General features: G+C 39.7%; 11 protein-coding genes and 1 riboswitch. Of the genes, 5 read left to right on the top strand and 6 right to left on the bottom strand.

The window, feature by feature from the left end; all coding sequences use genetic code 11:
* Positions 1–39 precede the first annotated feature (39 nt).
* Positions 40–1,794 (bottom strand): threonine--tRNA ligase, encoded by a 1,755-nt coding sequence (gene thrS, locus B5D47_RS03875; RefSeq protein ID WP_078930517.1) that lies wholly within the window; start codon positions 1,792–1,794, stop codon positions 40–42.
* 155 nt (positions 1,795–1,949) lie between these two features.
* Here thrS and B5D47_RS03870 point away from each other — a divergent pair, with 155 nt between their 5' ends.
* The 3 genes from B5D47_RS03870 (at position 1,950) to B5D47_RS03860 (ending at position 6,484) form a co-directional block, all read left to right on the top strand.
* On the top strand, positions 1,950–3,362 hold the full coding sequence (locus B5D47_RS03870) for a TP0584 family protein (RefSeq protein ID WP_078930516.1): 1,413 nt from the start codon (positions 1,950–1,952) through the stop codon (positions 3,360–3,362).
* Positions 3,355–5,016 (top strand): peptide ABC transporter substrate-binding protein, encoded by a 1,662-nt coding sequence (locus B5D47_RS03865; RefSeq protein WP_078930515.1) that lies wholly within the window; start codon positions 3,355–3,357, stop codon positions 5,014–5,016. Before B5D47_RS03870 ends, B5D47_RS03865 begins: the two co-directional genes overlap by 8 nt.
* A 133-nt stretch (positions 5,017–5,149) precedes the next feature.
* Positions 5,150–6,484 carry an acetate kinase gene (locus B5D47_RS03860; RefSeq protein WP_078930514.1) on the top strand — a complete coding sequence of 445 codons (1,335 nt, stop codon included), beginning with the start codon at positions 5,150–5,152 and terminating at the stop codon, positions 6,482–6,484.
* 132 nt (positions 6,485–6,616) lie between these two features.
* Here B5D47_RS03860 and B5D47_RS03855 read toward each other — a convergent pair whose 3' ends face one another.
* The 4 genes from B5D47_RS03855 to B5D47_RS03840 form a co-directional block, all read right to left on the bottom strand.
* The gene (locus tag B5D47_RS03855; protein WP_078930513.1) at positions 6,617–7,240 is read right to left on the bottom strand and encodes a DJ-1 family glyoxalase III; all 624 of its coding nucleotides are present in this window, start codon (positions 7,238–7,240) and stop codon (positions 6,617–6,619) included.
* 123 nt (positions 7,241–7,363) lie between these two features.
* On the bottom strand, positions 7,364–8,884 hold the full coding sequence (locus B5D47_RS03850; RefSeq protein ID WP_078930512.1) for an alanine/glycine:cation symporter family protein: 1,521 nt from the start codon (positions 8,882–8,884) through the stop codon (positions 7,364–7,366).
* Positions 8,885–8,983: 99 nt separating this feature from the next.
* Positions 8,984–9,079: riboswitch (glycine riboswitch) on the bottom strand.
* Between the two features lie 83 nt (positions 9,080–9,162).
* Positions 9,163–9,429 (bottom strand): hypothetical protein, encoded by a 267-nt coding sequence (locus B5D47_RS03845; RefSeq protein ID WP_078930511.1) that lies wholly within the window; start codon positions 9,427–9,429, stop codon positions 9,163–9,165.
* 552 nt (positions 9,430–9,981) lie between these two features.
* Positions 9,982–10,845 carry an AraC family transcriptional regulator gene (locus B5D47_RS03840; RefSeq protein ID WP_078930510.1) on the bottom strand — a complete coding sequence of 288 codons (864 nt, stop codon included), beginning with the start codon at positions 10,843–10,845 and terminating at the stop codon, positions 9,982–9,984.
* A 148-nt stretch (positions 10,846–10,993) separates the two neighbouring features.
* Here B5D47_RS03840 and B5D47_RS03835 point away from each other — a divergent pair, with 148 nt between their 5' ends.
* Entirely contained in the window at positions 10,994–12,376 is a 1,383-nt protein-coding gene (locus B5D47_RS03835) for an MATE family efflux transporter (protein ID WP_078930509.1), read from the top strand.
* Between the two features lie 183 nt (positions 12,377–12,559).
* Here the strand turns inward: B5D47_RS03835 and B5D47_RS03830 are convergent, their stop codons facing one another.
* Entirely contained in the window at positions 12,560–12,745 is a 186-nt protein-coding gene (locus B5D47_RS03830) for a hypothetical protein (RefSeq protein ID WP_078930508.1), read from the bottom strand.
* 321 nt (positions 12,746–13,066) lie between these two features.
* Between B5D47_RS03830 and B5D47_RS03825 the strand changes: the two genes are divergently transcribed.
* Entirely contained in the window at positions 13,067–14,104 is a 1,038-nt protein-coding gene (locus B5D47_RS03825; protein WP_078930507.1) for a TRAP transporter substrate-binding protein, read from the top strand.
* Positions 14,105–14,127 lie beyond the last annotated feature (23 nt).

Genomic DNA, 14,127 nt, shown 5'->3' with positions numbered 1-14,127 from the left:
TTCTGAACGGCTTACGCCGCCCCTACCAGCGCTACCGCATTAAATTTCTGTTGAATGGGAATTTACTTTTTCCTGAACATAGGCAATAAAATCTTCAAGTTTCATTGTTTTTTGTTCAAGTCCGCTGTTCTGACGGAAACGTACGCTTACAGTTTTTTCATTTTTTTCGTTTTCGCCGACAACAAGAATATAAGGAGTTTTGTGTTCCTTTGTAATCATCTTGATTTTCTGGCGCATATTTTCGTCAGAAGTATAAGCATTTGAACGAATATCAGCGCTAAGAAGAGCTTCGTTTACTTCTTTTGCATAATCGTCAAATTCATTTTTTACAGGAACAACCGCTGCCTGTTCAAATGCAAGCCATGTCGGGAAGTTTCCGGCAAAGTTTTCAATCAAAATTCCAAGGAACCGTTCAATTGAACCTAAAATTGCTCTGTGCAACATTACCGGATGATGTTTCTGGTTGTCAGAACCAATGTATGTCGCATCAAGGCGTTCTGCTGACGGCAGCTGGAAATCCGCCTGAATCGTACCGCACTGCCATTCGCGTCCAAGACAGTCGTAAAGCTTAAATTCGAGTTTTGGACCGTAGAATGCGCCTTCTCCCGGCTGAATTTCGTAATTAAGTCCGGCTTCGTGGCAGGCATCGGACAACGCTTTTTCTGCACGCTGCCAGGTTGCAAGGTCGCCAACGTGGTCTTCCGGCATTGTTGAAAATTTTACAACCAAATCCTCAAAGCCAAAGTCGTGATAAACCCTTTTGAGAAGCTTACAGAATTTTGCGACTTCTGCAGCAACCTGCTCTTCCGTACAAATAATATGGGCATCATCCTGAACAAAACCACGCACGCGCATAATTCCATGCAAAGTTCCAGAAGGCTCGTTGCGCACATCATGGCCAAATTCAGCAAGACGCATAGGCAAGTCCTTGTAAGTGCGTAGACGGCTCTTAAAAATTTCGAGGGCACCAGGACAGTTCATTGGTTTGATTGCAAAAAGTCTTTTTTCTGACTCTGTAATAAACATATTGCGCTGGTAGTGTCCCCAGTGTCCAGAACGTTCCCAGAGAGTACGCGGCATAATTGCAGGAGTATTAACTTCCTGATAGCCGTCGCGTCTTACCATTTTGCGCATATAATCCTGAATAACTGTGTAAATTGTCCAGCCGTTCGGATGCCAGAAAATCTGGCCAGGATCTTCCGGTTCAAGATGGAACAAATCCATTTCTACACCGAGTTTGCGGTGGTCGCGCTTTTCTGCTTCTGCAAGCATTTCAAGATATTCTTTTAACTCGTTCGGTTTTTCAAAACAAAGCGCGTAAACACGCGTAAGCATAGGACGGTCAGAATCTCCGCGCCAATATGCACCTGCAATTTTCTGAAGTTTAAAAGTCTGAGCATTGATTTCTTTTGTCGTAGCAACATGTGGACCACGGCAAAGGTCAATATAGCCGTCCTGCTCATAAGTAGAAATTGTTGCATCCTGCGGCAAATCGTTGATAATTTCAACTTTGTAAGGTTCGTCAGCAAAAATTTTCAAAGCTTCGTCCTTTGAAATTTCTTTGCGTACAAATTCTGCTCCAGAAGAAATGATTTTTCTCATTTCTTTTTCAACAGCAGCAAAATCATCTTCAGTTATTTTATGGTCTGTCGGAAAATCAAAATCGTAATAAAATCCGTTCTCGATTGCAGGACCAATTGCGATTTTTGTTCCAGGAAAAATATGTTTAACTGCTTCTGCCATTACATGCGCACACGAATGGCGAATAATCTGTAACTTTTCATTTTCTGCCATAAAAACACCTCTTTGTATAAAGACCAAATTTTTTATCTTTTCTTTATAGAATATCGCTTTGCGGACTTTGTTTCAACTTATGGCAGTTTTTTGGCAGCTTTGCATTATACTATTATAAGATTATAGAATTTCAAGAAAAAGCCGATAATAGAACTATGTCAGAGAAAAATTTTTCAGAACAGTTAATTGCCGCAATTGATAAAAAAACGGATTGGTTCAACTCACGGGAATTGCAAAATGTGCTTGAACAGTACCGCCTCATGCACACTTGCGAAAAAACGCTCTATGAGTTTCTTTTAAAAAAATCTCTCATCACGCCTGATCCTTACAAAAACGACAAGAAAATTTCGGACATTGTTCCACCGGAAAATTCTCCTTTTACAGACAACGAACGCTCAATGATAATAGGAATGAGACTTTCCGATTATGACAGCACTTTGGATTTTCTCTGCAACTATTACAAGTTTTCAGTTTCAAATTTGCAGATTTCAAATATTAAAAAATTGATTGATTTAAACAATGCAATTCAATGGAACTCATTCTCCGTAAATTCAACAAACATAAACACAAGAACAATTGCTACCCTGCTTTTTAACGCAAAGCAGGGAGCAGACGCTTTAACCGTAAACATGATAAACGACAGCGTTTCAAAAGCGGGAAAAGCAGTTCTTGCAATCAACAAAAGTTTAAAGGCGCTCACGGAATTTCAGCGGGAAGTTTATAAAGGGAATATCCGCAAAAACGTAATGTCTCATCCATCTTTCAGCGCGGAAAAAGCCGCTTCTAGCCCGGACGACGAAAAAGTTCAAATTAAAAAACTTTTTCAGGCAACGATGGGAAAAACTCCGTATTACAACGAACTGATTGACGAAATTATTGACGAAGATCATTCTCCCGACAAAGCAAATCTTCAAAAAGCACTTTTAAAAAAGCTAGAAGTTGAAAATTCCAGCGCTCAGAATTCAGAAGAAAAAATCGACACAAAATCAATTCTTTTGGTTGCGCTCAGAGTTTTTGGCGCGATGCCGGGTCAGATTTCACAGGCAAAAGAAAAAATCATAGAAAATCACGAAGTTTTGGAAAGCGAACATAATACTTTTTTTGAAAAATTAAAAAAAGCTCTCCGAAAAGCATTCAATATAGAAGAAAAACCTGTTTTTTATCAGATTCCAATTACAGATCAGACAACGGACACAGTTCGCCACGAAAAAATCGACTACCAGCAGTTCATACGCGATCTGGAACTGCGCTCAAGAAGATACGCTTCGGCAGGAATAAGAAAGGCTCCTCTTTACGAAAAAATTTCCCAGCAGAGCGAAGAAAAAATTCTTGAATATGTAAACCAGCAGATTCTTGAATGTAATAAAATGCTCAAAATTTTAAACGGACTTGACGAATTTTTCAAAAGCGCCCCTCTTCCACAAAACCGCTCAAAAATAAAAGGTTTAAAAATGGAAATTACGGCCTTAAAAAACTCAATCGTAAAGGCAAACCAGCGCCGCTCTGAGTACACGGCATACATCGAAGAAGAAGCTCAATTAAGAAAATTAGGAATTACAAATGCTTAAAAAAATTTCAGCCGCAGTTTTACTTGCATTCGGCTTGTTTTCGTTCAATTTTGCACAAAATTTTCCGCAAAATCCGCAAAATCAAGACAACGAAGATGAAGACATAGAAAATTTTATGAATGAATTTGAGCAAAATTCCGAAAACGAAGAAAAAGCTCAAAAAAAATTCAATCCGGAAATCCAGCGGACCTTTATATTTTCTTCTCCATCTTATCATTTGGATTTAAATCCGCACACTTCAAGTTATTCCAACGAAGCGCAGATTATAAACGCCCTGCAGGAGGGTCTTTTCTGCTACGACCCAAAAACTCTGGATCCGGTTCCGGCAATTGCTTCCGAATACAGGATTTCCCGCGACAAAAAACGCTGGACTTTTACGATTCGGGACAACGCAAAGACAAGCGACGGCTCAAAAATAACCGCGCAAACAGTTGTTGACAGCTGGATTCACCTTCAAAAAACGCCAGACGCTCCCTATTCTTCGCTTTTGGACTGCATAAAAGGAATTAAAGATTACCGCGAAAATAAAATTTCTGAGGAAGAAATTGGCTTAAAGGCAAACGGCCAAAAATTGACGGTGATTTTAAATTCACCAACCGCCCACCTACCACGGATTCTCTGCCACCACGCATTTTCTGTTTTTACCGGAAATCTGGAAGTCTTTTCTGGCGCATACGTTCTCAAAGAACAGGATAAAAATCAACTTGTTCTCGAAAAAAACAAAAATTACTGGGACGAGCAAAATGTCGCGATTGAACAAGTCATAATTAAAATTTCAGACGACAAAAAAGAAAATTCCTGGCTTTTTAACACAGGACGCACGGATTGGATAACGACTTCATTCGACACAAATTCCCTCATAAACAAAAATGCAATAAAAATCAGCGCCGTTTTTGGAACAACATATCTGTTTTTTACCTGCAAAAATCCAGTTTGGAACAAGTCTGAATTTAGAAATGCGCTTTTAACGGCTGTTCCGTGGGACAAACTGCGCAGCGACAATTTAATTCAGGCATCAACCTTGGTTTATCCGCTTTCTGGCTATCCGGAAGTTGAAGGTTTAACCGATTACAACGAAGACGAAGCTCTCGAATTGATGGAAGAAGCCCGCAAAAATTCAGGAATTGGACAGGACGAAAAACTTGAGATTACTTTTGGAATTGCAGACAACGAATACATGAAAAGTCTTGCTACGATTTTAAAAGAAGCATGGAATCCGCTCGGAGTTGAACTCGTAACATTTAAAATTTCAGACGAGCAATATCTTTCAAGCATTCCGTATTTAAACTACGATATTTTCAGCTATTCGTGGATTGGAGATTTTGCCGATCCTCTGGCTTTTCTGGAACTTTTCCGCGAAGGTTCAACTCTGAACCACACAAAATGGACAAATGAGAAATTCACCGAAAAACTAAAACTTGCAGGCGAAGAAACTGACGAATCAATGCGTTACAAAATTCTAGGACAGGCAGAACAGATTCTGATTGACGATGGAATGGTCATGCCAATCAGCCACTCAATCAGTTTGCATGCAATAAACCTAAACGAAATCGGCGGATGGTATACAAATGCTCTCGATATTCATCCGTTAAAAAACATTTATTTTAAAGAAACCGTTTATGCCGTTCCGGACAATGTTGCAATTGCAAAATAAAATAAGAGCGGATAAAAGGGTCTCAAAGCGTTTAGTTTAAAAGACTAATAATAGCATTTTTAATTGAACAAAGTTTTTTACAAGTTTATAATTGCATTAGATTTTTTTTAATTCATTTTTAAGAGGAAAAACAATGGTTATTCTTACATTGAACTGCGGTTCGTCTTCAGCCAAATATCAGGTTTACGACTGGGACAACAAAGACGTTTTAGCAACAGGAGTTGTAGAACGTGTTACAGCACCAGGCTCAGTTATTACACACAAGCCAAAAGGAAAAGACAAATTTGTTAAGGAAAGCCCTTGCCCAACACACAAGGAAGCAATCGAACTTATTCTCGATGCAATTACAGACAAAGATCACGGTGTAATCTCAGACATGAGCGTTATTGGAGCTGTAGGACACCGCGTTCTCCACGGCGGAGACAAATTTACAAAATCTGTAAAAGTTACTCCAGAAGTTTTGGACACATTCCGCTCTGTAATCGGTCTTGGACCTCTCCATATGCCTGCAAACATTATGGGAATCGAAGCTGCTCAGAAAGTACTTCCTAACGTTCCTCACGTTGCAGTAATGGACACTGCATGGCACCAGACAATGCCACCTGCAAGCTATCGCTACGCTGTTCCAAAAGAATGGTACGAAAAATACGCAGCACGCCGCTATGGTTTCCACGGAACTTCTTTCCTCTACACAGCAAAACGCGCTTCTGTTCTTTTGCACAAAGCTCCAAAAGACACAAATGTAATCATCGCTCACGTTGGCAACGGCGCTTCTATGTGTGCTGTTAAAAACGGCTGCTGTTTTGACACTTCAATGGGTATCACTCCTATCGAAGGTCTTGTAATGGGAACTCGCACTGGCGACGTTGACGTTACTCTTCCATTCTACATCATGCGTCAGACAGGAATGAGCGTTGAAGAAATGGACAACGCTTTGAACAAGAAATCTGGTCTTCTCGGTCTTACAGGTCTTTCTTCTGACCGCCGCGACATTGCAGACGCAGCAGAAAAAGGCAACAAAGACGCACAGCTCGCAGTTGACATGGAAGTTTACCGCCTTAAAAAATACTTTGGCGCTTACATGGCAGCAATCGGTCCTGTTGACGCAATTGTTTACACAGCAGGCGTAGGCGAACACTCAGCATTGATCCGCGGCCGCGCTCTCGAAGGTCTTGAATGGATGGGTGTAAAAATCGATCCAGTTAAGAACCAGCTTGCAAACACAGGCAACGCCGAAACTTGCATTTCTACAGACGACTCAAAAGTAAAGGTTTTTGTAATTCCTACAGACGAAGAGCTCGTAATGACAGAAGATGCATTTGCAATTATGAACGGAACTTACGACGTTCACACAAACTTTACATATTCTTTCCAGGATCCTTCATACAAAAACAAGGCTCGCGAAGCAGCCCTCGTAAAAGAACTCGAAAAGAATCCTGACCTTGCAAAAATCATTGTTCGTCCGTAACTTAATTAAAAGTTGCGTCCAAAACGCATAATTTTTTGCTAAAAAAAATGGCTGTCTGACAACCTGTGGCAATTAAAAGCTCCACAAACTTTCAGACAGCCTTTTTTGTAAAAAACAAACTGTTTTACAAATTTATCTCTGGCAAGAACCTTGACGGATTCTTTCTGCGACAAGTTCTCCGCAAAGAAGCTCAACGAATTTCATTGCAAACTGTTCGGCAGTTCCAGGTCCGCGCCCCGTAAGCACATTGTTATCTAAAACAAACGGAACATTCTTTATATGAGTTGAATTTTCGGTCAGTTCCTCAGCCTTAAGCGCGCTTCCACACCACTTATCAAGTTCTTTTTCCATCTCCGGATAGCATGTCCATTTTCGGTTAGCCAAAATTCCAGTTGGAGCAAGAACAACAGCAGGAGCGGCACAAATTGCAGCAACAACTTTTCCGCCGCGCGCCATTCTAATCGTAAAAGTAAACAAAAACTGATTGTCCGCCAAATTTTTTGCTCCAGGCATTCCGCCAGGAAAGTAAATGGCATCGGTCAATTCACCGTCCAGTTTTTTTATGTAATCTTTAAGCAGAATATCCGCAGTAACAGGAATTCCATGACTGCCTTTTACAACAATCTGCTCATCAACACAGCCGTCTTCCGGCACGCTAACAGTCGTAACATTCTGACCAGCACGACGCAAATAATCAACAACCGTCAGGGCTTCGATTTCTTCAAACCCTGGCGCAAGAAAAACAGAAATATTCATAATTTCATTCTAGCACAAAACAATTTTTACGGCAAAATCCGTTCAAAAAATTCTGTCAAAAAAAATCCCCGGAAAACTTCTGTCTTCCGGGGAATATTCCATTTTTTAACTGAACTCTATTTTTTAGTTTTGTTCTGCGTCAGCAACAGGATTGTTCCAAAAATCGTATCCAATTGAATAGATGCGTTTTCCAGAGAAATAATCCGCCGTAAGTTTTACGATAATTCCGTTCAGAACAAGGAGAGAAATAATATTTGGAATTGCCATAAGTCCGTTTACGATGTCGGCGATTGTCCAAACAGCGCTTACAGTCATATAAGGACCGCTAAAAATTGCGGCAATATAAAGCCAGCGGTAGATTTTTACCAGAGTCATTTTTCCGTCAGAAAGATATTCGATACAGCGTTCTGAATAATAATCCCAGCCCAAAATTGTTGTAAATGCAAACAAAACAAGACAAGCCATCAAAACAAACGAAATTACAACGTCAGGAATGCGAGGAAGCAAGGCGTGGAACGCAGCGTTTGTAATTGCAAATCCCTGGAATTTTTGAGGATCGAGAATTTCAGGATTCAAAATTCCGCCGATTACAATTGTAAGACCTGTGATAGTACAGATTACGATTGTATCAAAGAAAGTTCCAGTCATAGAGATAATTCCCTGCTGAACCGCATAATCAACCTTTGCGGCAGAAGCGGCAATCGGAGCAGAACCAAGTCCGGCTTCGTTCGAGAAAATACCGCGGGCAATACCTTTCTGCATTGCAACAATCATTGCGCCGACAGCGCCACCAGTAACAGCCTTAAAGCCAAATGCGCCCTGGAAAATTCTTTCAAAAGCTTCTGTAACATGAGAAATATTGCAAGAAACGGCAAAAACACCAAACACAAAATAAATAACAGCCATTACAGGAACAATTACCGCCGCAACATTTGAAATTCTTTTAAGACCGCCAATGATTACGAGGGCAACCAAAATTGCAAGAACAATAGAAGCAATTACCACAACAACAGAATATGTACCAATTCCAGGAATTGAAACAGTAGCGAGAGCAGCGCCTCCGACAACAGTCGAAGAGAAAGTTTCAACAGCAGTTGTGATAGAATTTACCTGACTAAAAGTTCCGATTCCAAACAAACCAACCATGGTTCCGAAGATTGCAAACAAAATCGCGAGAACTTTTCCAAGACGAGGGAATTTTGCGCCAACGCCTTTTTCGCAAGTGTAGAAAGGACCTCCGAGAATATGGCCGTCAGCCTTTTCTTCGCGGAAATGAATAGCAAGAAGACATTCAGAATATTTTGTGGCCATTCCCAAAAGCGCGGCAAGCCACATCCAGAAAAGAGAACCAGGACCGCCAAGAGCAATGGCAGTAGCAACACCGACAATGTTTCCGGTTCCAATTGTTGCAGAAAGCGCAGTACAAAGGCTCTTAAAAGAAGAAAGCTCTCCGCCTTCCTTTGAATCAGGTTTGCGGAAAATAGATTTAATTGCAAACTTGAGTTGAGAGAACTGAACGCCTCTGAGCCTGATTGTCAAAAAGATGCCGGTTGCAAGAATCAGAATTATGAGGGGAAGTCCCCACACAAAACCGTCAATAGCATCTAAAACAGAATTGATTTTTGTGAACACCGATGAAGTCATAGTGTTCTCCTTGTGAATAAAAAATCCCTGCAAAAACTTACGCAGAGAAAAAAAATAGAGCCTGTCTCATCGGGCAGGCTCTCTAGAGTGAGTAGAACTTTTTTAAGCTCCGTCCGTTTGCCTGAGATATCGGTTCTTATAACCTTAACCCTTCGGCGCCTTGCCACATTACAAGGACTCTCCAGAGAGATGGCTTAGGTACAACGCACCCGCCTTCATTTATAAGATTACCGATATGGCAAATTTTTTACAAGAGCTTTTATATTTTGTTTTAACGATTAATTTTCCCTGTTTCCGTCACTGTAATCATCGTCTTCAACAATGTCATCTTCTTCATCTTCTTCATCGTCGTCAGACTTTTCGCGCAAATACTTTTTCAGAATTTTTACAGCTTCATCTTTTTCAATGTCAAATTCATCCATAAGTTCACGCACAATGTCGCCTTTGCTTACCAGTTCTTCTTCCAAAGCCTTGATGTAAGAAACGTAGTAATCAAAATCGTCCAAATCATCGTCGTCAGTAGTATAAATATCATCATCAAACATAATTCTTACCTCAAAACTTATAATAACATAAACAACGCCAAACTTGCATATAAAATCTTATTTAAAGATGAACTATTCTGGAGCACAATTTTTCGTCAAACCCGTCTTTCGCAATTCCGCCTTTGCTCCATTGAGGCGACAGCTTCGCAAAGCTCAGCATCCGCCTCAACTTCGTTGCTACAGCCGGGGCTAAGTTTTTTTTGTTCATAAACATTTTTCTTTCAAAAACACAAATTGCGGATTTCTTTTACAAAAAATAAACAAAAACACAGTTTAAAACAAAAAACCGGGAGCTCATCCCGGTATGTATACACGCCATACAAAACACATTTTGTTTGCTGGCACAATATTCAGTTCCTGCGTAACTGCAGGTAGATTAAGTCTAGTTTTTGACCTCTAAAAGGTCTGATATTTTTGTCGGCAGCATAAGCGTCTCCTCTACGTGTAGCCGGTGCTAAGTCCTCATCTCTTTCCTGACCACGATTTAATACTAACACGGTATTCCAGGCTCGTAAAATAAAAAACTGTTATAAAAAACCTGTTTTTTCTTTTTTATTTTTTCGCCAAATTGTATTTTTTTCGGAATTCTCTTGGAGAGCAGCCGGTGCATTTTCTAAACGCATCGCCAAAATAATTCGCGTCGGTAAAGCCACAGGCAAAAGCAATCTGCGTTACGGTCAGTTTTCCGGTTGTAAGCATTTCCTGGCTCCGTTTTATGCGCACGTTTGTCAGATATTCCTTAAAACCATAACCTGTCACTTCTATAAATTTTCTCGAAAAATATGTACTGCACATTCCTGCAATTCCAGCAGCTTCGTCAAGCGTAATTTTTTGAGCGTAGTTTTCAAAAATAAATTTTGCCGATTCCTGAACCGCAGCCGTCGTCTGGTCGATAAGCTCTTCGTTTTTTATATTATTTCCGTTGCGTCCAATCATGGCAAAAAGAGTGAGAATCAGTCCGTGAATATTCAGTCCGCTGTAAAAATCGTTCCTTTCTTTTTCTTTTAAAAGCAAATCCAAAACATAAAAAAATTCTCTTCTTTCTTTTCCGGAAAAACTCATCTTTCCCAAAACCAGAGTTTTTTCTAAAAAATTCGGCATAAGAGGACGCAAAAAAGGTTCAACAAATTCCCGGGTAAAACTCAAATTGACTCTTTCCGCCGGCATTTCTTTTTCGTATTGATTTCTGTGCAAGGTTGACGGAGGCAGAATTACAATTTCGCCTTCATTCACAAAAAAAAGATTGTGGTCAACAAAAATTCTGCACTGCCCTTTTTTTACGCAGCAAATTTCAAAATAAGGATGATAATGACTGCTTCCCATAGAAACTTCTTTATCCTTAAAAACTATGTCAAAATCCTTTACGGTGTCGCGATAAAATCCGTTTCGTGCATTGTCAAATACTTTCTGGTTCATTTTTTACCGTTTTTTGATAATCATAAATTTTCTGTAGTTTAATGCATTTTTTCATAAAAATCACGCTTTTTTACATTTTATTTTGGCATATAATTTATTAAGGTTGTGTTAAAAAATCTTAACAATAAAATAACAAGGACGAAAAAAAATGAGTGTTCAACTTTCAAAAAAAGACGAAAAATTTCGTGATTTTTCTCTGAACGGAAATATGTTTCATGTAATTCTTTATGTCTGCATTCCGCTCGCCCTGTACCAGAGCCTTACACAAATTTTTAAAGTTTTCGACACGATGATGGCCGCACACATTTCTGCAACGGCCGTTTCTTCGGTTGCGTACATTGGCCAGATTCAGATTATGCTTTCCGCACTTGGAAGCGGTCTTGCTGTCGGTGCGAGCATAAAAGTAAGCGAAGCGTACGGTGCCGGAGACTGGGAACTCGTAAGCAAGAGAGTTTCCACAATGGTTGCAATGTGCGCAATTTTGGGCAGCGCGCTTTTGCTCTTTCTTTTGCCGACAGCTTCTGCATTTTTGCGTTTTATGAAAACTCCTGAAGAATTTATCTCGATAGGAAGCACTTACTTTAGAATCGAAATTCTTGCGCTTGTAATAACATTTTTTAACAACATATACATTTCGATTGAACGCGCGCGCGGAAATTCAAAAAGAATTCTTTATATGAATATGGGAATTGTCGCTTCAAAACTCGCATTGACGGCAATATTCGTATACATTTTTCATCTTGGAATTACGGCGATTGCAGTTGCAACCTTGATTTCGCAGCTGACTGTTCTTTTTACGGCAATTGTCGTAATGACAAAAAAAGACAATCTTTTTAGTTTTTCGTCAAAGGCGGTTTCGTTTAAGAGCGAAATTGTAAATCCAATGCTCAAACTTTCAATTCCTGTAATAATCGAAAAAGCGGCTTTTGCAATGGGAAAAGTAATCGTAAATTCCATGTGCACGGTTTATGGACCTCAGACAGTCGGCGCCCTCGGAATTTCCAACAACATCGGCGGAATTACGACTATGCCTCAAAATGGCTTTCAGGAAGGCGGAAGCGCAGTAATAAGCCAAAACCGCGGAGCAAAAAAATTCAGCAGGACACTCAAAGCCTTTTGGTGCGAACTTATCTGCAACCTTATCATTGGAGTTGTTTTGATGAGCATTTCCCTTTTGTGCCTTGAACAGATTTCGAAATTTTTTGCAGGAGACAATCCGGAATTTCAGGAAATGATAAAAGGAATTTACAGTTGGGAAGCCTGGGGCGCAATTCCTCTTGGAATAAACGCTTCGGTTCTGTCGCTCATGTACGGTTTTGGAAAAACAAAAATCACGCTTTTTATGAATTTCTGCCGAATTTTTGTATTCCGTGTGCCAGTTTTGATTGCCCTTCAGAAATTTACAAATTATGGAAGCGAATCTGCCGGAATTGTAATGGGAATAAGCAACTTTTTGAGCGGAATGCTTGCTGTAATCCTCGGTGTGTGGATTTTTATAAAAATTAAAAAAACTGAAAAACCTGAAATTTAACTTTTTAAGTCTAACTTACGCCGGATGCGACGGGCTTTAGTTGCGGCTGTCAAAAATGAATATCAAACTGTTGATGTTTTTTTTGCAGAAAATATGTTCGCAGACACAAAAATTGACAGCCGCAATGCGCGCGAGCAAACCCAAAGCAGCCGGTTAGACAAAAAAATTTCGTCCAGATAAAAATTAAGCGGAAACTGTATCGCCGTTTTCTGATTTTTCGGTCAGATGTTCACGTTCAAAGCTTTTATAACCTTCTTTGTATGCGTGAAAAGCAATTTTTTTCATCTCGCTTTTTTGATTTATAGGAAGAACAAGGTTTTCAAAATGAGTCTTCCAATAATCGTCAAAGGCTTCTGTTACGTCTTTCATAGATGGTTCCTCCACTTTTTTCAAATTAAACTGTCGTATTTTACAAAAAAAATAAAAAACAGGTCAACAATCTGTAGGTTTTTGAATTATTTTTGTCATTTTTTATAATTTTTTGAGCAAAATTTGATTTTTTTGACAGAGTTTTTTTTATAAATTATTATATTTGTATTAAAAAAGTGCAAAATTTTATAATTACAGTTCGTTCAAGCGTTGCCTTCACAAACTGTGTTTTTCGCAATTCTTGACTCACTGCTAATACAGAGTTTTTAAAGGGAGTTTTTTAATGAAAAAAATTTAAAATCGGTTCTTGCTGTAGCGCTCATGCTTTCGGCAACATTTTCAACATACGCCGCAAAGGCTGGAAAAGTAATCTCAAGAGATTCTGCAAGAACAAAAAGCGCTGCTTCTAAAAAAGCAGAATCACGTTCACTTGAAATTACAGTTTCGCTGGCCCACAACCAGACTGCTTCTGACAATCCTTACACTTTTGGCGCAAAAGCTTTTAAGGACAAACTCGAACAGGTTTCTGGAGGAGGAGCAACTGCAACTCTTTACAACGGAACTATGAGCGAAGACGAAGGAGAACTTTTTAAAAAGCTCCAGAGTGGAGAAGCAAACATCGTAGTAATTTCTCCAGGATACCTTACAAGTCTTGGCGTTGCAGAAGTTGATATTTTCTCGCTCAACTATCTTTTTAACAATTTTGCACATTGGGGAAAAGTTCTTGACGGTCCGTTCGGTTCTGAACTTGCAGGAATCGTAAACCAGAAAACAAACGGAAAAATCCAGATTTTGGGTTACTGGTCTGCCGGCGTAAGAAACTATTATGGTAAAAAACCAATTCATTCTCCAAAAGATTTAAAAGGCATGACAATCCGTATTGGAAGCTCTCCTGTTCAGCAGCAGTTCTGGAAAGGCTGCGGCGCAATTCCTGCGTCTGTCGGCTGGGGCGTTCTTTACGATGCTTTGAACACTGGAAAAGTTGATTCTGCAGAAAATGACTACACAAATATGAGTCTTAAAAATCATCACAAGGCAAAGAACGGAAAATATATCTGCGAAACAGAACACGACTTTACAACACGTCTTATGCTTGTAAACGGAGATTTCTTCAATAAACTTACTCCAGCTCAGAAAAAGTGGATTGAACAGGCCGCCTCTTATGCTACACAGGTTGAACGCCAAAAGACTTTTGAACAGGCATCTGGTTCAAAAGCAAAAACTATTGCTGAAGGAGCGGTTGTTGTAGAAAACAGCGACATCGACACTGCAGCATTCAAAGCTATTGCCCTTCCTATTCAGGACGAATTTGCCAAAAAGAACGGCATGGAACGCTTTCTTAAGATGGCAAGACAATAGGATTTTTTATAAGGAAGAGGCTA

The sequence above is a fragment of the Treponema berlinense genome, from assembly GCF_900167025.1.
In the GTDB taxonomy this organism is placed as follows: domain Bacteria; phylum Spirochaetota; class Spirochaetia; order Treponematales; family Treponemataceae; genus Treponema_D; species Treponema_D berlinense.
This window is presented reverse-complemented; position numbering and strand designations above follow the sequence as displayed.

Bases quoted from the DNA above. Each gene is read 5' to 3' on its own strand.
- thrS (WP_078930517.1), bottom strand. From the start codon at position 1,794: ATGGCAGAAAATGAAAAGTTACAGATTATTCGCCATTCGTGTGCGCAT.
- B5D47_RS03870 (WP_078930516.1), top strand. From the start codon at position 1,950: ATGTCAGAGAAAAATTTTTCAGAACAGTTAATTGCCGCAATTGATAAA.
- B5D47_RS03865 (WP_078930515.1), top strand. From the start codon at position 3,355: ATGCTTAAAAAAATTTCAGCCGCAGTTTTACTTGCATTCGGCTTGTTT.
- B5D47_RS03860 (WP_078930514.1), top strand. From the start codon at position 5,150: ATGGTTATTCTTACATTGAACTGCGGTTCGTCTTCAGCCAAATATCAG.
- B5D47_RS03855 (WP_078930513.1), bottom strand. From the start codon at position 7,240: ATGAATATTTCTGTTTTTCTTGCGCCAGGGTTTGAAGAAATCGAAGCC.
- B5D47_RS03850 (WP_078930512.1), bottom strand. From the start codon at position 8,884: ATGACTTCATCGGTGTTCACAAAAATCAATTCTGTTTTAGATGCTATT.
- B5D47_RS03845 (WP_078930511.1), bottom strand. From the start codon at position 9,429: ATGTTTGATGATGATATTTATACTACTGACGACGATGATTTGGACGAT.
- B5D47_RS03840 (WP_078930510.1), bottom strand. From the start codon at position 10,845: ATGAACCAGAAAGTATTTGACAATGCACGAAACGGATTTTATCGCGAC.
- B5D47_RS03835 (WP_078930509.1), top strand. From the start codon at position 10,994: ATGAGTGTTCAACTTTCAAAAAAAGACGAAAAATTTCGTGATTTTTCT.
- B5D47_RS03830 (WP_078930508.1), bottom strand. From the start codon at position 12,745: ATGAAAGACGTAACAGAAGCCTTTGACGATTATTGGAAGACTCATTTT.
- B5D47_RS03825 (WP_078930507.1), top strand. From the start codon at position 13,067: ATGCTTTCGGCAACATTTTCAACATACGCCGCAAAGGCTGGAAAAGTA.